Annotated in this window: 26 protein-coding genes; 14 read left to right on the forward strand and 12 right to left on the reverse strand. The window is 67.5% G+C overall.

The window, feature by feature from the left end; all coding sequences use genetic code 11:
- The first annotated feature begins 150 nt into the window (after positions 1 to 150).
- Positions 151 to 432: a DUF1488 family protein gene (locus AC1Q7Q_RS32050; RefSeq protein ID WP_174425406.1), complete on the forward strand. Its 282-nt coding sequence runs from the start codon at positions 151 to 153 to the stop codon at positions 430 to 432.
- Here AC1Q7Q_RS32050 and AC1Q7Q_RS32055 read toward each other — a convergent pair.
- Positions 429 to 683, reverse strand: a complete 255-nt coding sequence (locus AC1Q7Q_RS32055) for a hypothetical protein (protein WP_492374943.1) — start codon at positions 681 to 683, stop codon at positions 429 to 431. The two genes, AC1Q7Q_RS32050 and AC1Q7Q_RS32055, sit on opposite strands and share 4 nt — an antisense overlap.
- A gap of 204 nt (positions 684 to 887) precedes the next feature.
- Between AC1Q7Q_RS32055 and AC1Q7Q_RS32060 the strand changes: the two genes are divergently transcribed.
- A complete protein-coding gene (locus AC1Q7Q_RS32060; protein ID WP_492374942.1) occupies positions 888 to 2,483 on the forward strand; it encodes a bifunctional aminoglycoside phosphotransferase/ATP-binding protein in 1,596 nt (531 codons plus the stop codon).
- Between the two features lie 25 nt (positions 2,484 to 2,508).
- Here AC1Q7Q_RS32060 and AC1Q7Q_RS32065 read toward each other — a convergent pair whose 3' ends face one another.
- The 3 genes from AC1Q7Q_RS32065 to AC1Q7Q_RS32075 are packed head-to-tail and all read right to left on the reverse strand — an operon-like array spanning position 2,509 to position 4,155.
- On the reverse strand, positions 2,509 to 3,039 hold the full coding sequence (locus AC1Q7Q_RS32065; protein WP_492374941.1) for a flavodoxin family protein: 531 nt from the start codon (positions 3,037 to 3,039) through the stop codon (positions 2,509 to 2,511).
- Positions 3,040 to 3,049: 10 nt separating this feature from the next.
- Positions 3,050 to 3,658 (reverse strand): lipid-binding SYLF domain-containing protein, encoded by a 609-nt coding sequence (locus tag AC1Q7Q_RS32070; protein ID WP_492374940.1) that lies wholly within the window; start codon positions 3,656 to 3,658, stop codon positions 3,050 to 3,052.
- On the reverse strand, positions 3,655 to 4,155 hold the full coding sequence (locus AC1Q7Q_RS32075; RefSeq protein WP_492374939.1) for a universal stress protein: 501 nt from the start codon (positions 4,153 to 4,155) through the stop codon (positions 3,655 to 3,657). Before AC1Q7Q_RS32075 ends, AC1Q7Q_RS32070 begins: the two co-directional genes overlap by 4 nt.
- A 274-nt stretch (positions 4,156 to 4,429) precedes the next feature.
- Between AC1Q7Q_RS32075 and AC1Q7Q_RS32080 the strand changes: the two genes are divergently transcribed.
- From AC1Q7Q_RS32080 to AC1Q7Q_RS32095, 4 genes are all read left to right on the forward strand, one after another.
- A complete protein-coding gene (locus AC1Q7Q_RS32080) occupies positions 4,430 to 4,885 on the forward strand; it encodes a universal stress protein (protein ID WP_492374938.1) in 456 nt (151 codons plus the stop codon).
- A 94-nt stretch (positions 4,886 to 4,979) separates the two neighbouring features.
- Positions 4,980 to 6,596: a L,D-transpeptidase family protein gene (locus AC1Q7Q_RS32085; protein ID WP_492374937.1), complete on the forward strand. Its 1,617-nt coding sequence runs from the start codon at positions 4,980 to 4,982 to the stop codon at positions 6,594 to 6,596.
- Between the two features lie 29 nt (positions 6,597 to 6,625).
- A complete protein-coding gene (gene mepK / locus AC1Q7Q_RS32090; protein WP_492374936.1) occupies positions 6,626 to 7,186 on the forward strand; it encodes a peptidoglycan L,D-endopeptidase MepK in 561 nt (186 codons plus the stop codon).
- A 309-nt stretch (positions 7,187 to 7,495) separates the two neighbouring features.
- Positions 7,496 to 8,491: an AraC family transcriptional regulator gene (locus AC1Q7Q_RS32095; RefSeq protein ID WP_492374935.1), complete on the forward strand. Its 996-nt coding sequence runs from the start codon at positions 7,496 to 7,498 to the stop codon at positions 8,489 to 8,491.
- A 64-nt stretch (positions 8,492 to 8,555) separates the two neighbouring features.
- Here the strand turns inward: AC1Q7Q_RS32095 and AC1Q7Q_RS32100 are convergent, their stop codons facing one another.
- From AC1Q7Q_RS32100 to AC1Q7Q_RS32120, 5 genes are all read right to left on the reverse strand, one after another.
- On the reverse strand, positions 8,556 to 9,323 hold the full coding sequence (locus tag AC1Q7Q_RS32100; protein WP_492374934.1) for a DUF4410 domain-containing protein: 768 nt from the start codon (positions 9,321 to 9,323) through the stop codon (positions 8,556 to 8,558).
- A 235-nt stretch (positions 9,324 to 9,558) separates the two neighbouring features.
- Positions 9,559 to 10,950, reverse strand: coding sequence for an ATP-binding protein (locus tag AC1Q7Q_RS32105; protein WP_492374965.1), 1,392 nt, complete (start codon positions 10,948 to 10,950; stop codon positions 9,559 to 9,561).
- A complete protein-coding gene (locus AC1Q7Q_RS32110) occupies positions 10,950 to 11,663 on the reverse strand; it encodes a response regulator (RefSeq protein WP_150985838.1) in 714 nt (237 codons plus the stop codon). The genes AC1Q7Q_RS32105 and AC1Q7Q_RS32110 overlap by 1 nt, the downstream gene beginning before the upstream one ends.
- Before the next feature lie 46 nt (positions 11,664 to 11,709).
- Positions 11,710 to 12,003 (reverse strand): EF-hand domain-containing protein, encoded by a 294-nt coding sequence (locus AC1Q7Q_RS32115; RefSeq protein ID WP_492374933.1) that lies wholly within the window; start codon positions 12,001 to 12,003, stop codon positions 11,710 to 11,712.
- A 69-nt stretch (positions 12,004 to 12,072) separates the two neighbouring features.
- Positions 12,073 to 13,029, reverse strand: a complete 957-nt coding sequence (locus tag AC1Q7Q_RS32120) for a hypothetical protein (protein WP_492374932.1) — start codon at positions 13,027 to 13,029, stop codon at positions 12,073 to 12,075.
- Between the two features lie 264 nt (positions 13,030 to 13,293).
- Between AC1Q7Q_RS32120 and AC1Q7Q_RS32125 the strand changes: the two genes are divergently transcribed.
- A complete protein-coding gene (locus tag AC1Q7Q_RS32125; RefSeq protein WP_492374931.1) occupies positions 13,294 to 14,214 on the forward strand; it encodes a sterol desaturase family protein in 921 nt (306 codons plus the stop codon).
- On the opposite strand, the gene AC1Q7Q_RS32130 is transcribed toward AC1Q7Q_RS32125, so the two are convergent.
- Genes AC1Q7Q_RS32130 through AC1Q7Q_RS32140 form a run of 3 tightly spaced genes read right to left on the reverse strand, consistent with a single transcriptional unit; the run spans position 14,204 to position 17,035 of the window.
- Positions 14,204 to 15,217 carry a serine hydrolase domain-containing protein gene (locus tag AC1Q7Q_RS32130; RefSeq protein WP_492374930.1) on the reverse strand — a complete coding sequence of 338 codons (1,014 nt, stop codon included), beginning with the start codon at positions 15,215 to 15,217 and terminating at the stop codon, positions 14,204 to 14,206. The two genes, AC1Q7Q_RS32125 and AC1Q7Q_RS32130, sit on opposite strands and share 11 nt — an antisense overlap.
- A gap of 34 nt (positions 15,218 to 15,251) precedes the next feature.
- The gene (locus tag AC1Q7Q_RS32135; protein WP_492374929.1) at positions 15,252 to 16,814 is read right to left on the reverse strand and encodes a tetratricopeptide repeat protein; all 1,563 of its coding nucleotides are present in this window, start codon (positions 16,812 to 16,814) and stop codon (positions 15,252 to 15,254) included.
- A gap of 38 nt (positions 16,815 to 16,852) precedes the next feature.
- Positions 16,853 to 17,035, reverse strand: a complete 183-nt coding sequence (locus AC1Q7Q_RS32140) for a hypothetical protein (protein WP_492387259.1) — start codon at positions 17,033 to 17,035, stop codon at positions 16,853 to 16,855.
- 35 nt (positions 17,036 to 17,070) lie between these two features.
- Between AC1Q7Q_RS32140 and AC1Q7Q_RS32145 the strand changes: the two genes are divergently transcribed.
- The 7 genes from AC1Q7Q_RS32145 to AC1Q7Q_RS32175 all read left to right on the forward strand — a co-directional run bounded on the left by AC1Q7Q_RS32145 (position 17,071) and on the right by AC1Q7Q_RS32175 (position 23,053).
- Positions 17,071 to 18,126 carry a LacI family DNA-binding transcriptional regulator gene (locus AC1Q7Q_RS32145; protein ID WP_492374928.1) on the forward strand — a complete coding sequence of 352 codons (1,056 nt, stop codon included), beginning with the start codon at positions 17,071 to 17,073 and terminating at the stop codon, positions 18,124 to 18,126.
- Positions 18,127 to 18,341: 215 nt separating this feature from the next.
- On the forward strand, positions 18,342 to 19,145 hold the full coding sequence (locus tag AC1Q7Q_RS32150) for a transporter substrate-binding domain-containing protein (RefSeq protein WP_492373690.1): 804 nt from the start codon (positions 18,342 to 18,344) through the stop codon (positions 19,143 to 19,145).
- 55 nt (positions 19,146 to 19,200) lie between these two features.
- Positions 19,201 to 19,959 (forward strand): amino acid ABC transporter permease, encoded by a 759-nt coding sequence (locus AC1Q7Q_RS32155; protein WP_492373691.1) that lies wholly within the window; start codon positions 19,201 to 19,203, stop codon positions 19,957 to 19,959.
- On the forward strand, positions 19,956 to 20,606 hold the full coding sequence (locus AC1Q7Q_RS32160) for an amino acid ABC transporter permease (RefSeq protein ID WP_150985829.1): 651 nt from the start codon (positions 19,956 to 19,958) through the stop codon (positions 20,604 to 20,606). The genes AC1Q7Q_RS32155 and AC1Q7Q_RS32160 overlap by 4 nt, the downstream gene beginning before the upstream one ends.
- On the forward strand, positions 20,593 to 21,327 hold the full coding sequence (locus AC1Q7Q_RS32165) for an amino acid ABC transporter ATP-binding protein (protein WP_492373692.1): 735 nt from the start codon (positions 20,593 to 20,595) through the stop codon (positions 21,325 to 21,327). The genes AC1Q7Q_RS32160 and AC1Q7Q_RS32165 overlap by 14 nt, the downstream gene beginning before the upstream one ends.
- The gene (locus AC1Q7Q_RS32170) at positions 21,324 to 22,112 is read left to right on the forward strand and encodes a sugar phosphate isomerase/epimerase family protein (RefSeq protein ID WP_492373693.1); all 789 of its coding nucleotides are present in this window, start codon (positions 21,324 to 21,326) and stop codon (positions 22,110 to 22,112) included. The genes AC1Q7Q_RS32165 and AC1Q7Q_RS32170 overlap by 4 nt, the downstream gene beginning before the upstream one ends.
- Positions 22,109 to 23,053 carry a sugar kinase gene (locus AC1Q7Q_RS32175; RefSeq protein WP_492373694.1) on the forward strand — a complete coding sequence of 315 codons (945 nt, stop codon included), beginning with the start codon at positions 22,109 to 22,111 and terminating at the stop codon, positions 23,051 to 23,053. Before AC1Q7Q_RS32170 ends, AC1Q7Q_RS32175 begins: the two co-directional genes overlap by 4 nt.
- Positions 23,054 to 23,067: the final 14 nt, after the last annotated feature.

Below are 23,067 nucleotides of genomic sequence, written 5' to 3' on the forward strand. Positions count from 1 at the left end.
TGCAAACGTAGTGCCTAGACTGGCAGAAAGCTGCCGCGGCGTGCCCGCGGCGCTCACCTTTTCCGTGCTCCGCCTTGCACTTCATTGCGCCTGCCTTTTTGCGCTGTCCTGTTTGCACCTTCCTTGTTTCTCTTCCCGGGGGTCGATGCCATGACCATCAAGATCGTCTTTGCAAAAACCATCCCCTCGTATCGCCCGGCCGATCTCTGTCTCGAGTGCGCTGCCAGCGTCGACGGCATCCCGGCCAGCTACGCGATCACGGCGGAGGCACTGGAAGACCACTTCGGTGCGCGTTCGTACCGGCCGGACGACCTCATCCAAGCCTTCGAAGGGCACCGCGAGGATATCGAATGCGTGGCGCAGCAGCTGTTTGAAATGACCGCGGCTCACCACATCGTGCTGCACAGCGGTCATTTCCGTTTCGCGCTCTAGACCTGGCTGGGCGCCGGCTGGCGCGGCGCCTCGATGGCAACGGCACCGATTGCCAGCAACGGATCGGACAGGCGCATGGCATTCCAGGCATGCATCGAGGCGGCAGGCGCGACCGAGTCGGCCTTGGGCCTGGGCGGCCGCCACCACTCCGGTCCCGGCGCGCAGCCAGCGCAAAGCATGGCCGCCAGGCAAGCCGCAAGGCCGCGCCGGCGCACGCAGCCGCCCGTGGCACCTTGGTGGGGAACTGTCATCTTCATCGCCGCCTCCGGTTGCCGGCGCTTGCGGGCACCGGCTTGTCACGCCCGTGGCCTGCCGCGCCGAATCCTCGTTCCGCTTCAATATAGGCGCGTGGTTGCCACTCGGCTTGATCCGCATCAAGCTAACTTCCGGGCACGCGCATAGCATGGGTACATGACCTGCCCGATCGGGGAGACAGGCACCTGGGAGAGCGCGGCATGGAACCGGCGGCACTCACGCAAGCGTTGATGCGACCCGCGGCTTACCGGCATCCGGTGGGCAAGGTCAGCCTCATCGAGACGCACATCTCGCAAGTCTTCCTTGCCGGGCCCTTTGCCTACAAGGTGCGCAAGCCCGTGCGCCTGGACTTCGTCGACTTCGGCACGCTGGCCGCCCGCAAGGCGGATTGCCAGGCCGAACTCGAACTGAATCGCAGGATGGCGGCGGCGCTCTACCTCGGCGTGGTGCCGATCGTGGGGGGACCCGGCCCCGGGGAGGTCCGGGTAGGGGGTACTGGCCAAGCGCTGGAGTACGCGGTAAAGATGCGCCGCTTCCGCCAGCAAGACCTGTTCTGCGCGATGGCACAGACGAACCGGCTAACCGGCACCCATGTCGAGACGCTGGCCCGCCGGCTTGCCGCGATCCACCTGGCCGCGCCGGTCGCCAGCGGCGGCACGGGGCATGGCACACCGGCACGGATCGCAGCGGTGGCGCAACAAGCCATGGCGGGCGTTGCCGCCCTCGCCTCGGGCACCGGCGCGGCGGCACACGTGGCGGCGCTGCTGCGCGAGCGGGCCGTGGCGCTGCAACCGGCATTTGCCAAGCGGCTGGCAAGCGGCCATGTCAGGGAGTGCCACGGCGACCTGCACCTTGGCAACATCGCCTTGATCGACGGCGAGCCCACGCCATTCGATTGCCTGGAGTTCGATGCCGGGCTACGCTGGATCGACACCATCAGCGATACCGCCTTTGTTTTCATGGATCTGCTCCATGCCAGCCGGCAAGACCTGGCCTACTGGCTGATCAATACCTATCTGGAGTGCAGCGGCGACTATGCCGGCCTGGCGATATTGCCGTTCTACACGGCGCTGCGCGCCGTGGTGCGCGCCCGCGTGCTGCTCGAGCGGGCCCACCAGCGCAGCGCGGCGGGAACCGGCACCGCCGCGGAAATGGCGGCGGCGCAGATGCGCTGCAACGATCTGCTCGCGCTGGCCAGCGCCGCGCTGACGCGCAATCCGGGCGCGATCACTATCATGCATGGCCTCTCGGGCAGCGGCAAAAGCACCGTTGCCCACCAGCTCGCGCTGGCCGCGGCCATGGTGCGCGTGCGCGCCGATGTGGAGCGCAAACGTCTTGCGCTTGCACATGGCCATCAACGTGGCGATAAACGTGGTGATCAGCTGGGCGATCAACTGGGCGATCAGTTTGCCGATGCACATGGCGATCCGGCCGCGCACGGCGACCTTTACACGGCGCAACGCACTGCCCGCGTCTACCGGCGGCTGCTGGCAATCTGCCGGCTAGGCAGTGGCGCCGGATTCCCCATGATTGCCGATGCGACCTTCCTCGCGCGCGCCGAGCGGCGGCGCTTCGCGTCGCTGGCCGCGCGCCGGGGCGCTGCCTTTTCCATCGTCGACTGCCATGCCGGCCTGGCCACCCTGCGCGAACGGATCGTCACACGCGCGCGCCAGGGCGGCGATCCTTCAGAGGCGGACCTCCAGGTGCTGGAGTGGCAGCGGCGCGCGCAGGAGCCATTGGGCAGCGATGAATGGCGCCATGTGGTGCGCATAGGCGAGACCGTCCTGTCCGGCTGATGGCGGTTCGTGGAAACTTGCCCCCTCAGGCTTCCTTGGGCGATAGCCATGCTGGCCGCTGCGCGGCGCCGCTGCGGCCGTTGGCGGCTTCCACCTGCTCGGCAAACGCGCGCAGGGCCTGCATTGCCGCCCCGCTGGCCACATCGGCCTGGCGCAGCGCCAGTACCGGCGACGGCGGCTCCGTGGCCAGGCGGGCGATCTCCTCTGCCGCCCTGAAAGCGCCTTGCCGGGCCATCACGCAGATCACCGACGTCTTGCAGGCCAGCGGCATGTGGTCGCGCAGGAAGCTGCGCATGGGCGCAGCCAGGTGGCCGACCCAGATGGGCGCGACGATGACAAGCCGCTGGCAATCGTCCAGCGCCGGGCCGGCGTAGCGGTAGCCTACATGCCGCTGCAACAAGATATCCAGCACGCAGCGCGCATCGCCCAGCAAGCCGGCGCGGCTGGCCTGGTCGCCGACTTCCGCCAGCGGCCAGCCGGATTGCGCCGCCAGTTCTTCCGCGGCCTGGCGCGCCGTGCCGGTGCGCGAGTAATAAACGATCAGGATCTTTTCCATCGATGGCTCCTCAGCTCTCGATCCGGGTTATCCGCGTGCCGACCAGCGACAGGCTGATCATGATGCCGCCGTTGGTCAGCACGAAGCCCACAATATCGCCCCGCACGGTATTGCTATCCACGCTGGCACCGATGCCCAGGCTCAGGACGGACACCGACCCGTCCACGCCCACGGTCCAGCCCTGGCTGGCACGGAAGCGTTCCAGCGCCTGCCCGGTCAGGAACACCAGCACCACGGCCCTGGATGCCATGCCCGCCTGCGCCCCGAGCGAGGCGCCAATCAGCCGGTAGTAGGCCTTGTCCCCGCCTGCGCCATGCATCATGCCGTCGCCCTGCTCCACGCCCGCCACCGCGCCGCCAGCGAGCACATCGGGAAAGACCAGCACGCCGCTGGCCTTGTCCAGCAGGGCCCGCGCGCCGGGGTTGCGCGCAGTCAGGCGCGCCAGCACGGCTTCGCAGCGTGCATCGAGCTCGTCGGCATCCAGCACGCGCTTGTCGGCGGCTGAACCCGCCCACGCGGCCGCCGGCAAGCCTGCTGTGCAGCACAGCACGGCAGCCGCGGCGAGCGCCCGGCATGCCAGGCGCCGCCGCCTGGCGGCAGCCGGCAACGTGGAGGTCATGGCCTCACCGGCGCGCCTGATGCCGGCTTTGCGCCGGCGCTCGGCTCAGCCTGTGGCGCGTGCACCAGCAGTACCGGCTGGCGGCATTGCCGGACCAGCGCTTCGGCGACGCTGCCCATCAGCAGGCGCCGCACGCCGCGCCGACCGTGCGTGCCCAGCACCAGCAACTCCGCCCCGGTCTGCTGCGCCACCTGCTCGATCGCATTGGCCACGTCGCCCAGCGCCAGGGCTTCATCCACCATCAGCGTCTTGCATGACACCTGCGCTGCCGCCGCCTTGGCCTTGGCTTCGTCCAGCAGGATCTGCCCGCCTTCGAGCAGGCCGGCACGCAGGTCTGTCAGGTCGATGTAGCCGACCTCGTACCTGAGGTAGCTGTTATCGATCACATGCACCACGGTGAGTTCCGAGTGCATCGCCGCGGCCAGGCGCAGAGCCTCCTCCAGCGCCCGATCGGCGGACTCGCTGCCATCCACGGCAACCAGGATCTTGCTGTACATCTTGTACCTCCCGATAAAAAAGACAGGCGCCGCAGCTTGCAGCCGACGCTTCCAGTTTGTACGCCCGGGCAAGCGCGGTGTTGATGTAGATCATGGCATTCGCTGCTTTCCCGGGCAACGGGTCGTTTCTGCGCCTTGCGCGCATCGCCAGGCCGCTTGACGTGCATCAATACGCCCCGTGCCCAGCCCTCTAAGCTGCTAATGGAGGCCGCTCCCATGCGCGCTTTCCTATCGACATTGCAACATGGCGACATCCAGCCAGGAGGCACGGACCATGTACCAGAGAATATTGCTCGCGGTGGACGGCAGCCGCTCTTCGGACCTTGCGCTGAGCCAGGCCATCACGGTGGCCAAGGCGACCGGCAGCGAGGTAAAGGTGCTCTTCGTGGCGGACGACAACGATATCTTCTTCACTGCGGGCAGCTACGACCCGCGCAAACTGATGGAAGGCATCCTGGCCGCGGGACGCGATGCGCTGGCAGCGGCCGCCACGCGCCTGGCGGATGCCGGCATCCCGCATTCGACGCTGATCCTCGAGAAGCCCGTTTCCCCCGGGCAGATCTCCACCACGATCGTGGAGCAAGCCGACCGCTGGAATGCGGACCTGATCGTGATCGGCACGCACGGCCGCCGCGGCTTCCGGCGCCTGGTCATGGGCAGCGTGTCCGAAGGCGTGGTGCACAAGAGCAACAAGCCGGTGCTGATGGTGCGCAGCGAGATCGAGGAATGAGGACGCCCCGGGAACGACGCGCTGAACGATGCGCTGAACGATGCGCTGAACGACGGGCTGAACGACGGGAATCATGCCGGCGGCGGGCGGATTGATGCGAGGCGCTTCCCGGATCCGACGCAACGGCGTGGCCGCGCCCCGGGTCCTGGCCGGCCTGCTGGCCGCATGGGCCTTGAGTTGCCATGGGCTCGCGCTGGCCGCACAGGCAGCGCCAGCAGCGCTCTGGTTTTCTCAGGGCCATCCCAATGCCCAGGCCTGGCAAGCCGCCGGCATCCTCGACGGCGCCACGGCCGACGGGCTGGAACCCCGCGATTATGATGCCGACGGCCTGCGCCGCGCGCTGGGCCAGGCCGCGGACGGGCCGCCGTTGGCGCCCGAAGCCGCCGCCTCGCTTGACGAGAGGCTGACAGCGGCGATGCAGCGCTATCTTGCCGACCTGCACGGCGGCCGGGTCGATCCCGGCACGATCCACGAGAAATTTGCCCCGGCGCCGGACCGGCAGTTCGATCCGTCGCGCCTCCTGCGCGCAGCCATCGCCGGGCAGGACCTGCCCGAGGCAGTCCGGCAGGCGGCGCCGTCGTTCCCGCTCTACGCAAGCTTGCGCGCGGCGCTTTCACGCTACCGCGCGCTGGCAGGCCACCCGGCCTGGCAGGCACCGCTGCCGCCGCTGCCCGGCAGGAAGCTGGTGCCCGGGCAGGCCTACGCCGGGCTGCCGGTGCTGGCGCAGCGCCTGATCGCGCTAGGTGACCTGCCCGCCGCCACGCCGCTCCCGGAACGCTACCAAGGCGAACTGGTGGAGGGCATCAAGGCGTTCCAGGTCCGCCACGGGCTGGAGGCGGATGGCGCCATCGGCGCGGGCACGTTCGCGCAACTGAACGCGCCGCTCGCCGGCCGCATACGGCAGATCGAACTGACGCTGGAGCGCCTGCGCTGGACGCCCCTGCTGGAGGGCCCGCGCATGATCGTGGTCAACGTGCCGGAGTTCGTGTTGCGCGCCTACGAAATCCACGGCGGCGCCATCCAGGTCAAGGCGGAAATGAAGGTGATCGTGGGCAAGGCGCTCGATACGCGCACGCCGCTGTTCAAGGAGGACATGCGCTTCATCGAGTTCAGTCCTTACTGGAACGTGCCGCCGTCCATCGCGCGCGCGGAAACCGTGCCCCGGCTGCGCCGCGATCCCGGCTATTTCGAGCGGCAAGGCTTCGAGTTCGTCAGTGGCGAGGGCAAGGTGATCACCACCCTGTCGGCCGCCAGCCTGGATGCCGTCCAGCGCGGCCAACTGCGCATACGGCAACGCCCGGGGCCGATGAATGCGCTTGGCGACATCAAGTTCGTCTTCCCCAACAACGAGAACATCTACCTGCATCACACGCCCACCCCGCAACTGTTCGCGCGGGACCGGCGCGACCTGAGCCACGGCTGCATCCGTGTCGAGGCGCCGGAGGCGCTGGCTGGCTTCGTGCTGCAGGACACGCCAGGCTGGACCGAGGCGCGCATCCGCGAGGCCATGGAGAAGGGAGAATCCAGCACGCTGCGGCTGCGCCAGCCCTTGCCGGTGGTGCTTGCCTACGGCACGGCCATCGTCAAGGCTGACGCTCGCGTCTACTTCTTCCCGGATATCTATGGGCTGGACCGCGTGCTTGACGAGGCGCTGCGGCAACGGTCCGCCCGCCTGCGGGCTTCCGCCTTGGCCAGCACGCAGGCAAGATAGGGCAATTGCACCAAAGGGGAGTGCTTTCGATGACCAAACCGCCCAGCGATCCTCGCCGCCTGTTCCTGCGGCACGCCGGCGGGCTTGTGCTGGCTGGCACGCTGCTGCCGTTGCCGGCCCGGTCCGCGCTGGCGAGCTTGCCCGATGCCCGCAGCTTGTCCTTCGAGCACACCCACACCGGCGAGCGCATCGCCTTGGTCTACGCCGTCGGCGATCAGTTCGTGCCCGAGTCACTGGCCGCGCTCAATCGCTTCCTGCGCGATCACTACTCGGGCCAGGTCGGCGTGATCGATCCGCAACTGTTCGCGCTGCTTTACCGCCTGAGGCAAACGCTGTGCTGCGCGGCCCCCTTCCAGGTCATCTCCGGCTATCGCAGCCCCGCCACCAATGCGCGGCTGCGCAAGACGCGCGGTGGCGGCGTGGCCAGCCATAGCCTGCATATGGACGGCAAAGCCATCGATATCCGCCTGCCCGGCGTTGCGCTGTCCGACCTGCGCGACGCCGCGCTCTCGCTGCGCGCTGGCGGCGTGGGCTTCTATCCGCAGGAGCAGTTCGTGCATGCGGATACGGGCCGGGTGCGGGATTGGTAGGCAAGGCGCCATTGAAGACCATCGGCCGGTTCTGGTCAAGCTCTCGCATCCGGGTTTTCCCCATCGGCGGCCCCCCCTAGCCTGGGCGGCCCGGACAAGTTATGCTCTTGGCCGCATATTAGCCCGCACGGGGTGGGCTAGCGCTCAATCGACAATCCCCCGGCACCGGGCGGGCATATCTGGAAGGAAATCAGCCATGCGCACCCCTGCACGAACAATCTCTTGCCCGCGCGCATGCCGCTAAGCCGGTTGTTGTTGCCTCCAGAGCCGCCCGCGCTAGCGCCCGGCATCGCGCACAGCAGTTTCAGCGTGCAAGGCGACGCCCGCCAGAGCTTGCTGGCCTGGCAGGAGCGGATGAGCCCGGTCTACGATATCCGGCCTGCCACGGCGCAAGGCGAGCAGACCTTCGAAGCCTCGCTGTCTCGCTACTCCATCGACGATCTGAGCTTCTTCGACATCCGCACCAGCCCCAATCTGGCCGAGCGCTCGTTGGGGCGCGTGTCGACAGAGAACATTCGCGACATTACCTTCAGCGTGTTCCTGGAAGGCGCGCCCGCCCAATTCCTGGGCGGCAAGCCAGGGCTGAACGCGCCGCAGTGGCACGGCGTGCCAAGCATTCTCGCGCTGGACATGGACCAGCCGTGCACCATCCGGAGTTTTCATGGCCGCATGCTGCTGTTTTTCGTGCCGCGCGCCTTGGTGGAAATGGCCTTCCCCGATGCCGCCTCGCTGCATGGCCGCCTGGTTGAGGCCACCACACCGCTGATGCGGGTGCTGATCTCGCATCTGGTGGCACTGAATCGACAAATCGTAGGCCTGTGCAAAGAGGAAGCAGACCGGGCATTTCGCACCGCGATCGAACTGCTGGCCGCCGCGTTCAGCCGGCACGCGGGGCTCTCCGGCAACGCCCGCGCAGCGGTGCGGGCGGCGGTGTACGGACAGGTGCGGCGCTATGTCGAGGCCAATCTGCATGACCCCGACCTGAGCCCTGACAGCGTGCTGCAATCGCTGCATCTGTCGCGCGCCAGCGTGTACCGCCTATTCATGCATGAAGGTGGCCTGGCCGCTTATATCCGCAGCCGCAGGCTGCGGGCGGCGGCCGATGAACTGGTGCGCTTTCCTGACATGGCGGTGCAGGACATTGCCTCAGGGCTCGGTTTCAACAATGCATCGAGCTTTACGCGCGCCTTTCGCCGCGCCTACGACATCGCGCCGCAGGAATTGCACAGCTATGCCCCGCTGCTACAGCGCGAACAGGCAAGGCTACAGCGCCATGCGCCCTGGCGCGCGGCGGGATTGAGGTAGGAATCCGGTAGGAATCCGTTCAAGGCACTGGCCCTCTCACCACCTCTCGCCCCTTCTCGCCCCGTCACTCCACCGGCACCGCCGACATCCACCCGTTTGCGGCATTCGCCGCCACGACCTTTTTCGCGATCGAATCGCCCAGGCGCCTGGCATCCGCGGAGATACTGTCGCGCTTGACCTCGGACACGCCATGCAAGCCCGCGCCGGCCGCGGCGGACATCGCGAGATGGCCGGCGGCGGCACCGACGCCGGCGGTTTCAGCCACGCCCGGCATGTGGCCGCTGTTGGCCTCGGCCGCGAAACTCTGCAGCGGCATGGGCGCACCGTCCGCCGGCTTGTACAGGATCTGGACCGACGCGCCGACCTCGCTCTTGCCTGCGCCAAGGCCGATCAGCAAGCGGCGCCGACGCTTGCCCTCGTCGATCTTCTGGATGCTTCCCTCGACGATCAGCGCGTTGCTTTGCGCGGGCGCGGGGCCGTCCGCGCGTACCGCGCGCAGTCCCTGGGACTGCAGCTGGCGCACGATTTCATCGGACACCTGCTCGCTCGCTTCGCACGCCGCCTGGCTCTGCTCGCTGGCCGCGGACCTGCCGGTGACCATCGTCTTGAGCTTCTGCGCCATGCCGCTGTCCAGTTTCACCTGATCCGGGCTGGCATCGAAGGCTTGCACATAAATGATGTCCGCCTGCACCTGTGCCTGAGGCATGGCGCTGGCCTGAGTCACGCCGGTGACGCCCCAGGCGCAGCCCGCCATCAAGAGCGATCCTGCCGCCAATGCCGTCATCGCCAGACGCGTGGCGTTGTGCTTTAGGAGTGGGTATGAATTCCGCATGTTGTTCCTGTCATCGGCACCATCGCGGCGCCGATTGCCGAAAAATTGCCGCCGATTGCCGAAAATCTGCCGAGAAGATGTCGCCGACAATCATGCGATCCACAGGATCAGAAACCATCGGAGATCACGCCTGCTTGCGTGCGGCGCATCTGCAATCGGTGTGAGCCGCAACCCGCAGACGCAAGTATGGGAGGAACTGGCTGCGCGAGCCATGCAGGAAATATGTCGCGCGATGTCATGCTTGCGCCGGGCCCGGGCGTACGGAATGCGCGGCTTCGCCTGAGGCCGATGGCCGGTGCAGCGGCAACGCCACCACCGCTTCCAGCCCCCCGCCCTCGCGGGCGCGGAACTGCAGGGAGCCGCCGTGCAGGCGCGCAATGCGCTCCACGATCGCCAGGCCCAGGCCGGTGCCGCCCGAATGGCCGCGCGCGTTGCTGCCGCGGCTAAAGGGCGCCTTGAGCTGCTCCAGCTCCTGCGCGCTGATGCCGCTGCCCCGGTCGCACACGGCGGCGTAGGCCATATCGCCCTCGGCCCAGGTGCGCACGAACAAGCCGGTTCGTCCGTAGACGACCGCGTTGTGCATCAGGTTCATCAGCAGCCGCATCAGGCTCACCGGCCGGAACGAAAGCGCCGGCACGCTGCCGAGCGAAAGCTCGAACTCGTGCCCGAGCCCGGCATAATCCGCGGCGAGCTGGCTAACGAGCGCATTGAGGTCGCCAGGCTGCGGCACCTCGCGTTCGCCACTGCCCGCGTAGTCCATGAACTGCTGGAGGATCGTGTCGATCTGATCGAGATAGCCCTCCGCCGATGCCACGAACTGATCGGCGGCTCCGCGTGGCATTGCCATGGCCATCGCCAGACGCAGCTTGGTGAGCGGCGTGCGGATATCATGCGACACGCCGGCCAGCATCAGCGCGCGTGTGGCCTCCGCCTGCTGCAATGCCTGCGTCATCTGGTTGAACGCGCTGCTCACCTGGGCGATTTCCGTCGGCCCGCTGGCGGGCAGAGGCACGGGGGCTTCACCGGCGCTGACGTGGCGTGCCGCGCGCGCCAGATCCTGCAGCGGACGGTTGATGTGCAGCTGGATCAGGTAACCCGTGAGCGCCGCGAGCAACGCGAAGGCCGCCGACAGCGCCAGCGCGGTGGTGACGCCGCTCGCCTGCGCGTCTTCGGTCATCGGCAAGGCGATCCATTGGGGCGCGCCATCCACGTGTACGCGAATCCAGAGTTGCTCCCCTTCCCCCTCCCTCCCGCCTTTGCCCGTCTGCCATCGCACCGCCATGTCCGGCGGCAGATAGCGCTGCAATGCCTCCATGAAGACGTCGCGCTGGTAAGTGCGAAAGAAGTGGAGCGCACTGGCATGCGGCGCCTCTACGCCTTGCTCCGGCGGCTGCGCCTGCCCCCCGAGCCGTGCGGCCGCCGCGCGGCCCTGCTCGGGCGGCATGGCGGCAAAGACGCGGTCGAGCGTCTTCACGTAGTCGGAAAAGATGATCGCCGCACGCTCGATGTGTGGGCGCTGCACGAAATGCAGCAACACGGTGAGCGCGCTGACCTGGGTCAGCGCCACGAGCACCACCAGCAGGGCGATGTTGCGCGCGAGCAGCGAGCGGGGCAGCGCGAGCCGCATCACGGCCCGACGCCGGCGACCAGCATGTAGCCGACGCCCCACACGGTCTTGATGAAGCGCGGCTTGGACGGATCGTCTTCGACGATCTGGCGCAGCCGCAGGATCTGTACGTCGATGCTGCGGTCAAGGGCGTCATGGTCGCGGCCGCGGGCGCGCGCCAGCAGGTTCTCGCGGCTCACCGGGCGGTTTGGCGACGACCCTAGCGCGTGCAGCAGCAGCATCTGCGCGGAGTGCACTTCGACCGGCTCACCGCCGCGCTCCAGCGTCTGCTTGCCAACATCGAATGCGAAATCGCCGAAGCGCAAGGTCTGCGAGGTCACGGTCGGATCTCCAGCCGCCATCTTCTGCCGGCGCAGCAGCGCGCGGATCCGCGCCACCAGTTCGTCCGGGAGGAATGGCTTGGCGAGATAGTCGTCGGCGCCGGTCTCAAGCCCGACCACCCTGTCGACCGGATCGCCCTTGGCGGTCAGCATCAGGATGGGCAGCGTCTGCCCTTCGGCACGCAGCCGGCGGCAAATGGCCAGGCCATCTTCCGGTTCCATCATCAGGTCCAGCACGAGCAGGTCGTACGGCTCGCGCTGCAGGTAGCGGTCAAGCCGCTTGCCATCGGCGACCGCGCGCACCTGGAAACCATGCCCGGTCAAGAACCGTTGCAGCATGTTGCGCAGCTCGGCCTCATCATCGAGCACGATAATCCTGTTCACCTGCTCCATGGCGCGTCTCCGGCAAGGATCGCGAATCGCCTGAGATCAGCGGTGATCAGCGGGCCATTGCCTTCTGTCTCATGAACCCCTCGATCTGCGCCAACGTGACGTATCCGGCCTGCTGCGTGTCGATCTCGTCGAAATGGCTGGCGACCATCGGCATGCCCGCCGCCGCTTGTTCCCGGGTCAGCTTGCCGTCGCGCGTCGTGTTGGCATTGGCGAAGCGCATCTGCAATTGCTGCATCGCACGTTCCACCCGCGCGCTGCCGCCCGCAGGCGGCGCGACGCTCTGCGCCGATGCGCCTGCAGAAACAATACACAAAATCAAAACCGCGATCATCTGCTTCATGGTGTTCTCCGTGGTGTAGCCGACATTCGATGCCGGCCGGGGTAGTCGATCCGATAGGGCTGATGGCCGTCAGGCCCAGTGCGCAGGCACCCAGACGCGGCCCACCCAATGTCCGGGCACCATGACCGCCGCACGCGGCGCCCGTGCCACGTAGACGGCACGCGGCGCGACATACACAACCCGCGGCGGGGGCGGCGGCGCAACCACCACCACCTTGGGCGCCGGCGGGGCGACGTAGACCGCCTTCGGGGGCTGCGCGGGCGGCAGGTAGACAGGCGTGGGCTGCACATAGGCCACCGGAGGCGGCGGCACATACGCCACCGGCGCGGGGGTGACGACCACCGGCGCGGTGCCAACCGCCACGGTGGCGCCCACGGTGGTCACCGTGCCGCCGGTCGTGACCGTGCCTGCGGTCGTCACCGTGCCGCCGTGTACCACCGTGGTGCCGCCGCCCGTCGTCACGACACCCGGCGCCACGCGCGTCGCGGTGCCAGCGTGGGTGACGGTGCCGCCTTCCGCGCCGGTCACCGTCCCCGAACGGGCGCACGTCGCGCCGGCGCAGGTGGTCGATGCCGCGTGGCTGACCGTGTTGCCGTTCGAGCCGGTGATCGTGCCCGACGATGAATACTGGCCCGGCGCGTCACGCGTCACGCTGCCCGCCGTGGAGGCGGTCTGGCCATTTGGCCCGGTGAGGTTGCCCGTGTGCGAGCAGGTGCCGCCGGCGCAACTGGTGTCGCCAGCGTGCTGTACCGAGCGGCCGTTGGGCCCGGTCGCCGTGCCCGAGTTGGAGAACTGCCCCGGCGCGGTACGGGTCACCGTGCCGGTATTCGTCGCGATCCCGCCGTAGGGGCCGGCGACGCCATCGGCGTGCGAACAGCTTGCGCCTGCGCATGAACCGGCATGCGCGCCGTTGTAGACGCCGTGCGGCGTGTAGGCCGTGCCGTGGCCCGACCAGCCAGCGAAGGCCGGGGTGCTGGCGAGGAGGATCAGCGAGGCGGCCGCTGTGACAACGTGATGGCGTTTCATGGGATGTCCTTCAGGTTCGGGTTCGGGTCAGGTCACGCACTGCGGCCTGGCAACGGGACGAACTATAGGACGAGGGTGCGAAACATTCGCCATGGAAAACATGTCGCGGTGTTACACCGGCCGGGCAGACGGATCGGCTGACATCGGGCGACATAGTTTCCGTCTGGTTCTGGCGGCGGCCGCCCACTACAGTGGCCTCACCCGACGCGACGGCGGTCACTGCCGCAGACGACGCGCCCCACCCCAACCTGTCCCACGCCCATCATGCATACCACTGGAAACATCGCGCTCTATGTCGCGCTAGCCACGTCGTTCATCGTCGCCGTCTCGCTGATCGAGGCGTTCGTGCTCACCCGAACGCTGCGCCACAGCGCCGCGCCGTTTGACTGGAATGAAACATGGCTGTCGCTGGCCGACCTGGTGGGCGGCAAGCTGTTCGCGCTGCTGCCGCTCTCGCTGGCAACGCCGATCTTCGCCTTCGCCTGGGATCATCGCCTCTTTACCGTCACGATCAACAGCGCGCTGATGGCGCTGCTGCTGTTTGTCGGCCAGGAGTTCTGCTACTACTGGTATCACCGCGCGTCGCATCGCATCCGTTTTTTCTGGGCCACGCATGCGGTGCATCACTCGCCGAACCAGTTGACGCTGTCGTCTGCCTATCGGCTTGGCTGGACCAGCAAGCTGAGCGGCTCGGCGATGTTCTTCGCGCCGCTCGTCTGGCTTGGCGTGCGCCCTGAGGTCGTGCTCGCCACGCTGATGTTCAACCTGCTGTATCAGTTCTGGCTGCACAACACGTGGATGCCCAAGCTCGGCTGGCTCGAATACGTGTTCAACACGCCGTCGGCGCATCGCGTGCACCACGCGTCGAATGCCGATTACCTGGATGCCAACTACGGCGGCGTGCTGATCGTCTTCGATCGCCTGTTCGGCACCTACGTCGAGGAACGCGCCGACGAACCGTGCCGTTACGGCCTGGTAACCCCGACGCGCACGCGCAACCCGCTCGTCAATCAGTTCGAGCACTGGGTCAGCCTCGCGCGGGATATCGCGTCGGCGGGCAATGCATGGACCGCCATCCGTTACGTGATGCTGCCGCCCGGCTGGCGCGCGGACGGCACTGGCGAGACCACGGAGAACCTGCGCCGGCGCCACTGCGCCGCGCCACGGCCTGTGTCTACTCGCTGACCCCGTGCGCTAGCCAACGAACCGCAGGGTGTTCTCCGGGCAGCGCCGCGCGGGTGGCATCCTCCATCAGCCGCAAGCCTGTGTTGCTGTTGGTGAGCAGCACGACGCCCGCGCGCTGCTCGGTGCTGCCCATCACGAATGCCCTCACGCCTTGCATCTTGCCCCACTGGAAAAACGTGCCCCGGCTGGGCTCGACGCCCCACCCCAGCCCCCAGCCGATGTCCGGCTCCGTGGCGGCCGGCGCGCCATCGAGGTAGACGATTTCTCCTTTTGGCACCATGACGCTCGCCGTCAGCCATTGTTGCCAGGTCGAGGCACTGAGCCCATCGCCCCGAAGCACGGCGGCAACAAAAGCGCCGTAGTCGCCGGCCGTGGTTTGCAGCGAATAGGAGGCGCTCGCCGCGGGCGCGCGATGCACGTCTAGCCGCTGCGCCGCCTCATGCGGGTTGGCCGCATTCGCGAGGAACCGATCCTGCCACTCCAGGCTCGACGAGCGCATCCCGAGTGGCTCGAACACCAGGCGCCGCAGGATCGCTTCCAGGGTTTCCCCTGTTTTTGCCTCAACGGCAGACTGCAGAAAAATGAACCCCAGGCTGGAGTAGCTGAACCACGCGCCAGGAGCAAAGTGCAGCCGCAGCGGATTCTTGTCGCGCAGGTTCTGCAGCCCACACGTATGCGTTAGCACGTGGCGCATGGTGATGCGCGCCGAGGCCGCATCGTCCGGCACGATCGGCTGGGCCGAGCGCGATAGCGGCTCGTCAAGATCCAGCACGCCGGCGTCGACAAGCTGCAGCAAGGCGTACGAGACAATCGGCTTGGTGAGCGATGCCGCGCCGAACACGGTGCCGGCATCCACCGGCTCGGCGGTGTCCTGGTTCCTCACGCCGGCGGCGGCCACCTCGACCGAGTCCTCGCGCACGTGCGCCAGGCAGGCGCCGGTGACGGATTTGTCCGCCAGCAGATGCGCAAGGCGCATGTTCAGCGACGGCGTTCCATGGCCCATGTTACCTCACTCCGTTTGACAAAGAACCCGATAATCAGATCGTGCCGGTGAAGTCCTGGAGCGCCGTCCTCACCGCCATGATGGCCGTGCGCCAGTCATCCCTGGCCGGCTGGCGGAACAGCCGCGCGGTCGGATACCAGGGGCTGTCCGTGCGGGCAAGCTGCCAGCGCCAGTCCGGGGTGAACGGCACCAGGATCCACACCGGTTTGCCCAGTGCGCCGGCCAGGTGCGCAATCGCCGTGTCGACGCAGATCACCAGGTCGAGCTCGGCGATCAGGGCGGCGGTGTCCCAGAACGTTTCCAGCTGCGCCGACGGATCGCGCATCGCGCTCAGCGCGCGCAAGGCGTCGAGATCGGATGCCCTGACGTCCTTCTGCAGCGAGACGAACGTGGCATCGGCCTCGAACAACGGGGCCAGGTCACGCAGGGGTATCGACCGCTTGCGGTCGTTGAGGTGCGTGGGGCTGCCGCTCCACACCATGCCGACACGCGGGCGGCGCGTGTCCTCGCCGAGCCAGGCTGCCCACCTGGCGCGCCGCGCGGCATCCGCGTGCAGGTACGGCGTGGCTGCGGGAATGGCGGTGCTCACCCTCCAAAGTGCGTACGGCAGGCTCATCAAGGGGCAGTGATAGTCGAACGCCGGCACCGCCTCGTTCTGGCCGATCACTGCACTGACCCCTGGGAAATCCGCCAGCAAGGCACGCAGCGGTTCCTGCACGCGCAGCACGATCCGCGCGCCGGTGTCCGCCAGCAACGGGATGTAGCGCACGAACTGCAGCGTATCGCCAAAGCCTTGCTCGCAATGCAGCAGCAGCGTCTTGCCGGCAAGCGGCGGCTCGCCGAGCCAGAGGTTCTCCCCAAGGCCGTGCGGCCGCTGGATCCCGATGTGCCAGCGGCACTCGTATTCGCGCCACCCGTGCTCGAACTCGCCCAGCAGCAGGTTGGTGCCGGCCCGGTTGGCGCGCGCGCCGGGATTGTTCGGGGCGATCTGTATGGCCTTCTTGAACATGCGCAGCGCTTCATCGAAGCGATGCGACTCGCCCAGCGCGACACCGAGGTTGGTGTAGGCGTCGGCGCAATCTGGCTTGAGCTCGATCGCGCGCCGGTACGCTGCCATCTCGGCATCGTACTGGTCCAGCAGGCCCAGGGCACGGCCCATGTTGTAGTGGATCTCCCAGGAACCCGGGCTGAGGGCAGCGGCGCGCTTGAGCAGTTCCAGCGTACGCCCGTGCTCGCCCAGCGCGGACAGCGACATCGCCGCCGCGTGCAGGGACGGCAGTTGGCGCGGGGCCAGCCCGATGGCCTGCTCCAGCAGGGCAACGGCGCGCGCATGGTTGCCCGCGGCCTGGTGCACCAGGCCGGCGGCATGGCAGCGCTCCGGCTGGGCCGGGAGGACAGCCAGGGCGCGGTCGAAGTATCCGGCCGCGGCCGCGGGGCTTTGCTTGCGTGCAGCGATGTAGGCGAGCCCTTCCAGGGCATCGCCGTGATGCGGGTCCGCGTCGATGACTTCCTGAAGCCATTGCGCTGCCGCGTCCAGCTGGCCAGCGTCGAAGTGGCGCTGGGCGGTTTCGAGCTGCGCGGTGAAATGCTGATCCATTACCCCTTCTGCCCTTCATGTTGATAGCGAGGCTGCCATTATCGCGCAGTCGCGGCCAGGTCCTCCTCCACAAAGCGCATGATCGCCTCGGCCAGCGCCTCGCGCGGATACGCGTTCTGCGTGACGAACAGCGCGACGCAAACACGACCGGCATGCCCGTCACCAGCCGGCGGATCTGCGCGAAGGCCGGCGTGCTGGCAAGTCAGGTACGCACGATGCATAATCCTGAAACTGGTTTCACCGAGACCAACTTCCCATGCCACGCGCTGTGACACAACCCAAGTCCGACCTGAAGCCCGCAGAGAAACTCACCATCCAGGACGTTGCCAACCATGCGGGCGTCTCGAAAGCAACGGTATCGCGCTTCCTGAACCGGGGCGGCGAGCAGTTGTCCGCCGACGTGGAGGCACGCGTGGCCGCAGCCGTGCGCGCGCTGGGCTATAGCCCGAGTCCCATGGCGCAAGCGCTCAAGCGCGGCAAGTCGCGCCTGATCGGGCTGGTGGTGGCGGACGTTTCCAACTCGTTCTCGGTGGCCGTGCTGCGTGGTGTGGAGAAGGCCTGCCGCGACGCTGGCTATATGGTGATGCTGTTCAACCTGGGCAATGACGAGCAACTGGAGCGTGAAGCCATTCGCTCGCTGTCGGCCTACCGGGTCGAGGGCTTCATCCTGCACACACTGGGCCACGACGCCGGCGCCCTTGCCGATGCCGCGCAACTGGGCAAGCCGGTCGTGCTGGTCGACCGCAAGGTCGGCGACGCGGAAGTCGACCTGGTGGCCCTGGATAACCTTTCCGCGGTCCACGAGGCTGCCGGCCACTTGCTCGAAGCCGGCTACCGGCGCTTGCTCTTCATCAGCGAGCCGATCAAGGCCATCAGTTCGCGCAACGAGCGGGCCCGGGCCTTCCAGAACTTCGTCGCGGAACACGCCGACTCGCTTGGCGGCAGCGTGTTCGAAGCCCGCCCCGGTGACGACGACGCCCTGGACGAAGCGCTGCGCGCCCTGCGCCGCGACGCCGGCAAGGCGCCGGTAGCCGTGCTGGCGGCCAATGCGGTGATCTCGCTGCGCGTGGCCGCTGCCGCCGCCAGGCTGGGGTGGCAGCTCGGCACCGACCTCGGCCTGATCGGGTTCGATGATCCGGAATGGGCTGCCCTGGTCGGCCCCGGCCTGAGCACCATTTCCCAGCCGACCGACGATATCGGACGCGCCGCCACCAACTGCCTGATCGAGCGGCTGCAAGGCGCGCAGCTTGCGCCGCGCCAGGTCTTGTTGCCTGGCACCCTGGTCAAGCGCGGGTCGACGCGCCGCGGCTGACAGGAACCCGACAGTGGTTCCTGGCGACGCGAGGGCGTAACGAGCGCCCACCCTCTCCCCCGCCCCCCGCCCCATCCCCCAATTTCACCCGTAAGGGTTTCCACTGCTGGAGTTCTGAAACCGGTTTCCTATAATCCTGAAACCGGTTTCAGAACCGTACTTTCCGATCGCTGCGACGCCAGCGACGCATTCCACAGAACGTGCAGGAGACATTGATGACTATCCAACGCTTGTTGCGCCAGATTGCCGCGCCCGTGCTCACGCTGCTGGTCCTGGCCAGCGCCTCGGCCGGCGTCCAGGCACAGACCGTCGCCGAGATCGTCAAGAGGGGCAAGGTCACCATCGGCGTGGTGACGGGCGCGCCGCCCTTCGGCACCACGGACGCCACCGGCAAGCCCGCCGGCTACGATGTCGACGTCGCCAACCTGCTGGGCAAGTACCTCGGCGTGCCGGTCGATATCGTGCCGCTCACCTCTCCCAGCCGCATTCCGGCGCTGGAAGCCGGCAAGGTCGATTTCCTCGTCGCCACCCTGGCGCCGACGCCCGAGCGGGCGCGGGCCATCATGTTCAGCTCGCCCTACAGCGCGTTCGAGCTGACCATCTTCGCGCCGGTCGCGGCCAAGTACGCCAAGCTGGCTGAGCTTGGAAAGAAGAAGGTTGGCGTGACGCGCGGCACCACGCAAGACACGGCACTGACCCGCCTGGTGGTGCCCGGCATGAGCATCGTCCGCTTCGAGGACGACGCCACCTGTGCGCAAGCACTGATCAGCAACCAGGTCGAAGCCATTGCCCTGCCCAGCACCACCGGCAACGAGATCATGAAGGCACGCGGCGCCGGCAAGTTCGATGCCAAGTTTGCGTTCTCGGTGCAACCGAACTCGATGGCCGTGCGCAAGGACGCTTTCGAGCTGCGCCAGTGGCTCAACACCACCATCTCCTACGTCAAGCTCAATGGCGAACTCGACGCCATTGCGCAGAAGTGGACCGGCAAGGCGCTGCCCGCGCTGCAAACGTTCTGACCCCGGCAAGCCCGACGTTGCGCGCGGGCGTCAGCCTGCGCGCCAGGAGACCCGCATGAACTATCAATTTGAATGGAGCCCGGTGCTGTCGCAGCTGGACCGCTTTGCGGACGGCGCGGCCATGACGCTGGCGCTCAGCTTCGGCTCGATCCTGCTTGGCACGCTGGTCGGTACCGCCGGCGCCATCGCGGCAGCGTTTGGCGGCCCCTGGCTCCAGCGCGCCGCCAGGGTATACGTCGAGGCGATCCGCAACACGCCCTTCCTGATCCAGCTCTTCATCATCTTCTTCGGCTTGCCTACCATCGGCCTGCAGATCGATGCCATCACCGCCGCGGTGATTGCCATGACGGTCAACCTCGGCGCCTACTCGACCGAGATCATCCGGGCCGGCTTGCAGGCGGTTCATCGCTCGCAGCTCGAAGCCGCCGCCGCGCTGGGCATGACGCGCTGGCAGTTGATCCGCCACGTCGCCCTGGTGCCGGCCTTCGAGAAAGTCTATCCGGCGCTGACCAGCCAGTTCACGCTGATGATGCTGACTTCGAGCGTGGTGTCGGCGATCTCGGTGGAAGAGCTCACGGCGGTCGCCAGCCAGGTCGATTCGCAGACCTTCCGCACCTTCGAGAGCTACATCCTCGTCATGTTCATCTATATCGGGCTGGCACTGCTGTTGCGCGCCATGTTTGCCCTGATCGGCAATCTGGTGTTCAGGCGCCGCCGCGTGGTGGCGCGCGCCAGGAAGGCCGCGCGCACTGCCCGCGTTGCGCCCCTGGCGCATGCGGCGCTGACGCCGGCTGTTGCAGGGAGCGCGAAATGATCACCGAGTTCTCCTGGAATCATCTTGAAATCCTGCTCCTGGCAGCACGCTGGACGCTGTGGGTGACCTTGCTGGCCTTCGTCGGCGGCACGCTGGCCGGCTTCCTGGTGGCGCTGGGGCGGACCTCCAGAAGCGCCCTGCTGCGCCTCGCCAGCACGGTCTATATCCAGATCGTGCAAGGCACGCCGGTGCTGATCGTGCTGTTCCTGAGCTACTACGGTCTCTCCGTGCTCGGGCTCAAGCTGTCGCCGATGGTCGCGGCCATGCTGGCGATGTCGATCTACGCCAGCGCTTATCTTGGCGAGATCTGGCGGGGCTGCATCGAGGCCGTGCCGCAAGGGCAGTGGGAGGCCAGCGAGGCGCTCGCCCTCACCCGCTGGCAGCAACTGCGCCATGTCGTGCTGCCGCAGGCCGTGCGGCTGGCCCTGCCGCCCACGGTGGGCTTCTCGGTCCAGCTGGTCAAGAACACCTCGATCACTTCCATCATCGGCGTCATCGAACTCACCCGCGCCGGCCAGCTGATCAACAACGCGACCTTCCAGCCCTTCGCGGTCTTCGTCGTCGTCGCACTTATCTACTTCGCGCTTTGCTTCCCGCTTTCTTCGGCAGCCAGGCGCATGGAAAGGAGGCTCCATGCCCATCGTTGAAGCACAAGGCGTGCACAAATCCTATGGCCCCGTCGAAGTCCTGAAGGGCGTGTCGTTTGCCATCGAGCCAGGCCAGGTGGTCGCCATCATCGGCCGCAGCGGCTCCGGCAAGAGCACCATGCTGCGCTGCCTGAACGGCCTGGAAACCATCAACGCCGGCAATATCACGGTCGCCGGGCACAAGCTGGATCACGACAGGAAGCGGCTGCTCGACCTGCGCCGCGACGTAGGCATGGTGTTCCAGAGCTACAACCTCTTTCCGCACCTGACGGTGGGCGAGAACATTGCGCTGGCGCCTTCCATCGTCAAGAAGATGGCCACGGGCAAGATCGACGGCATCGTCGACCAGGTGCTGGCCCAGGTCGGCCTGCAGGACAAGAAGGACTGCTACCCCGAGCAGCTCTCGGGCGGCCAGCAGCAGCGCGTGGCCATCGCCCGTTCGCTGGCGATGGAACCCAAGGTGATGCTGTTCGACGAAGTGACCTCCGCGCTTGATCCGGAGCTGACGGCGGAGGTGCTGCGCGTCATGGAAAACCTGGCCGCTTCCGGCATGACCATGGTGCTGGTGACGCATGAGATGGAGTTCGCGCGCCGCATGGCCCATACCACCATCTTCATGCACCAGGGCAAGGTACACGAGGCGGGCCCGTCAAAGGCGCTGTTCGCGCAGCCGCGCACACCGGAACTGCAGCAATTCCTCAGCGCGGGAGCCCTGAAATGACCCAGCGGCAAGCAGGTAGTTCTTTGCAGCCGCCGGTGCTGATCTCGCTCACGGCCTATGGCGCGGACCTGGCCCAACGCGACGGGCAGGCGGCACTGGCGCGGATTGCCGCGGCGGCCGGGGCCGACGGCGTGGAATACCGCGGCGAACTCCAGCGCGGACACAAGGATGAAGTCAGGGAACAGCGCGAGGTCGCCGAACAGCACGGGCTGGCCGTGGTCTGGTCAAGCCCGGAGGGGCTCTGGAGCGAAACCGGCAGCCTCGACCTCGCCGCGCTCGACCGCGCCTTCACGACCGCGCTGGCGCTCGGTGCCGGCCGGGTCAAGATGTCGCTGGGTGGCTATCGCCAAGGCACGGCACTTGAAGGATTGCTCCCGTGGCTGCGGCACGGCGGCATCGAACTCGTCGTGGAAAACGACCAGACCGCCAGCGCCGGCACCGTAGCGCCGCTGCGTGACTTCTTCGCGCGTGCCACGGCACTCGGCAAGACGGTCCCGATGACCTTCGATATGGGCAACTGGCACTGGACGGGCGAAGATCCCCTCGACGCCGCGCAAGTCTTCGCCGCCCAGGTGGGCTACGTGCATTGCAAAGGCGTGCTGCGCACGCCTGCCAAGTGGATCGCGGTGCCGCTGGACCAATCGGCTGCGCCATGGCGCAGCGTATTGCGCCGCCTGCCAGCCGGTGTTGCGCGCGCCATTGAGTTTCCGCTGCAAGGGGAAGACCTGGTACAGGTCACGCGCAACCATGTCGAACTGCTGCGTTCGGTGGAGATCCCCGCATGAGCCCCGATCTGGATGTGGTGACGCTGGGCGAGGCAATGCTGATGCTGGTGGCCGGTGAAGCCGGGCCGCTCGAAGGCGTGCAGACCCTCCACAAGCGCACCGCCGGCGCCGAGACCAATGTGGCCATCGGCCTGTCGCGCCTGGGCTTGAGGGTCGGATGGGCCAGCCGCCTCGGCGATGATTCGATGGCCCGCTACCTGCTCGGCGAAATGCGGCGCGAAGGCGTGGATTGCAGCCAGGTGGTGTGCGAGCCCGGCGAGCGCACTGGCTTCCAGTTCAAGGGACGGGTCGACGACGGCAGCGATCCGCCCGTGGAATATCACCGCCGTGGCTCGGCCGCAAGCCGCATGAACCCGGGGCATCTGGACGACCGGTGGCTACGGCGCTCACGGCACCTGCACGTCACCGGCGTGTTTCCCGCGCTGGCCGAAGGCACGCAGGCCGCCACGCGCCAGGCCATCGCCACCATGCGGGCTGCCGGCCGCACGATCTCGTTCGATCCCAATCTGCGCCCCGCGTTGTGGGCCACGCCCGAGCTGATGCGCGAGACGTTGAACGATCTGGCCCAACAGTGCGACTGGGTGCTGCCCGGCATCGAGGAAGGCCGCTTCCTGACCGGCCATGCGGAGCCCGAACGCATTGCCGCCTTTTACCGAAGGCGCGGCGCCAGGCTGGTAGTCGTGAAGCTGGGCGCGGAAGGCGCCTACTTCGATGGCGATGCCGGCACCGGCCATGTCCCGGCGTTCAGCGTCGAGCGTGTCGTCGACACCGTCGGCGCCGGAGACGGCTTTGCCGTAGGCGTCATCAGCGCGCTGCTGGAAGGCCGGCCGGTGGCCGATGCCGTCCGGCGCGGCGCATGGATCGGCGCGCGGGCGGTGCAGGTCCGTGGCGATACCGAAGGCCTGCCGACCCATGCCCTGCTGGCGGCCAGCAACCTGTGAAGTCACAGCAAGGA

Source organism: Cupriavidus sp. GW823-FHT07A04, assembly GCF_058794615.1.

Coding starts and splice junctions, on each gene's coding strand:
- AC1Q7Q_RS32050 (WP_174425406.1), top strand. CDS start 151: ATGACCATCAAGATCGTCTTTGCAAAAACCATCCCCTCGTATCGCCCG.
- AC1Q7Q_RS32055 (WP_492374943.1), bottom strand. CDS start 683: ATGACAGTTCCCCACCAAGGTGCCACGGGCGGCTGCGTGCGCCGGCGC.
- AC1Q7Q_RS32060 (WP_492374942.1), top strand. CDS start 888: ATGGAACCGGCGGCACTCACGCAAGCGTTGATGCGACCCGCGGCTTAC.
- AC1Q7Q_RS32065 (WP_492374941.1), bottom strand. CDS start 3,039: ATGGAAAAGATCCTGATCGTTTATTACTCGCGCACCGGCACGGCGCGC.
- AC1Q7Q_RS32070 (WP_492374940.1), bottom strand. CDS start 3,658: ATGACCTCCACGTTGCCGGCTGCCGCCAGGCGGCGGCGCCTGGCATGC.
- AC1Q7Q_RS32075 (WP_492374939.1), bottom strand. CDS start 4,155: ATGTACAGCAAGATCCTGGTTGCCGTGGATGGCAGCGAGTCCGCCGAT.
- AC1Q7Q_RS32080 (WP_492374938.1), top strand. CDS start 4,430: ATGTACCAGAGAATATTGCTCGCGGTGGACGGCAGCCGCTCTTCGGAC.
- AC1Q7Q_RS32085 (WP_492374937.1), top strand. CDS start 4,980: ATGCGAGGCGCTTCCCGGATCCGACGCAACGGCGTGGCCGCGCCCCGG.
- mepK (WP_492374936.1), top strand. CDS start 6,626: ATGACCAAACCGCCCAGCGATCCTCGCCGCCTGTTCCTGCGGCACGCC.
- AC1Q7Q_RS32100 (WP_492374934.1), bottom strand. CDS start 9,323: ATGCGGAATTCATACCCACTCCTAAAGCACAACGCCACGCGTCTGGCG.
- AC1Q7Q_RS32105 (WP_492374965.1), bottom strand. CDS start 10,950: ATGCGGCTCGCGCTGCCCCGCTCGCTGCTCGCGCGCAACATCGCCCTG.
- AC1Q7Q_RS32110 (WP_150985838.1), bottom strand. CDS start 11,663: ATGGAGCAGGTGAACAGGATTATCGTGCTCGATGATGAGGCCGAGCTG.
- AC1Q7Q_RS32115 (WP_492374933.1), bottom strand. CDS start 12,003: ATGAAGCAGATGATCGCGGTTTTGATTTTGTGTATTGTTTCTGCAGGC.
- AC1Q7Q_RS32120 (WP_492374932.1), bottom strand. CDS start 13,029: ATGAAACGCCATCACGTTGTCACAGCGGCCGCCTCGCTGATCCTCCTC.
- AC1Q7Q_RS32125 (WP_492374931.1), top strand. CDS start 13,294: ATGCATACCACTGGAAACATCGCGCTCTATGTCGCGCTAGCCACGTCG.
- AC1Q7Q_RS32130 (WP_492374930.1), bottom strand. CDS start 15,217: ATGGGCCATGGAACGCCGTCGCTGAACATGCGCCTTGCGCATCTGCTG.
- AC1Q7Q_RS32135 (WP_492374929.1), bottom strand. CDS start 16,814: ATGGATCAGCATTTCACCGCGCAGCTCGAAACCGCCCAGCGCCACTTC.
- AC1Q7Q_RS32140 (WP_492387259.1), bottom strand. CDS start 17,035: ATGCATCGTGCGTACCTGACTTGCCAGCACGCCGGCCTTCGCGCAGAT.
- AC1Q7Q_RS32145 (WP_492374928.1), top strand. CDS start 17,071: ATGCCACGCGCTGTGACACAACCCAAGTCCGACCTGAAGCCCGCAGAG.
- AC1Q7Q_RS32150 (WP_492373690.1), top strand. CDS start 18,342: ATGACTATCCAACGCTTGTTGCGCCAGATTGCCGCGCCCGTGCTCACG.
- AC1Q7Q_RS32155 (WP_492373691.1), top strand. CDS start 19,201: ATGAACTATCAATTTGAATGGAGCCCGGTGCTGTCGCAGCTGGACCGC.
- AC1Q7Q_RS32160 (WP_150985829.1), top strand. CDS start 19,956: ATGATCACCGAGTTCTCCTGGAATCATCTTGAAATCCTGCTCCTGGCA.
- AC1Q7Q_RS32165 (WP_492373692.1), top strand. CDS start 20,593: ATGCCCATCGTTGAAGCACAAGGCGTGCACAAATCCTATGGCCCCGTC.
- AC1Q7Q_RS32170 (WP_492373693.1), top strand. CDS start 21,324: ATGACCCAGCGGCAAGCAGGTAGTTCTTTGCAGCCGCCGGTGCTGATC.
- AC1Q7Q_RS32175 (WP_492373694.1), top strand. CDS start 22,109: ATGAGCCCCGATCTGGATGTGGTGACGCTGGGCGAGGCAATGCTGATG.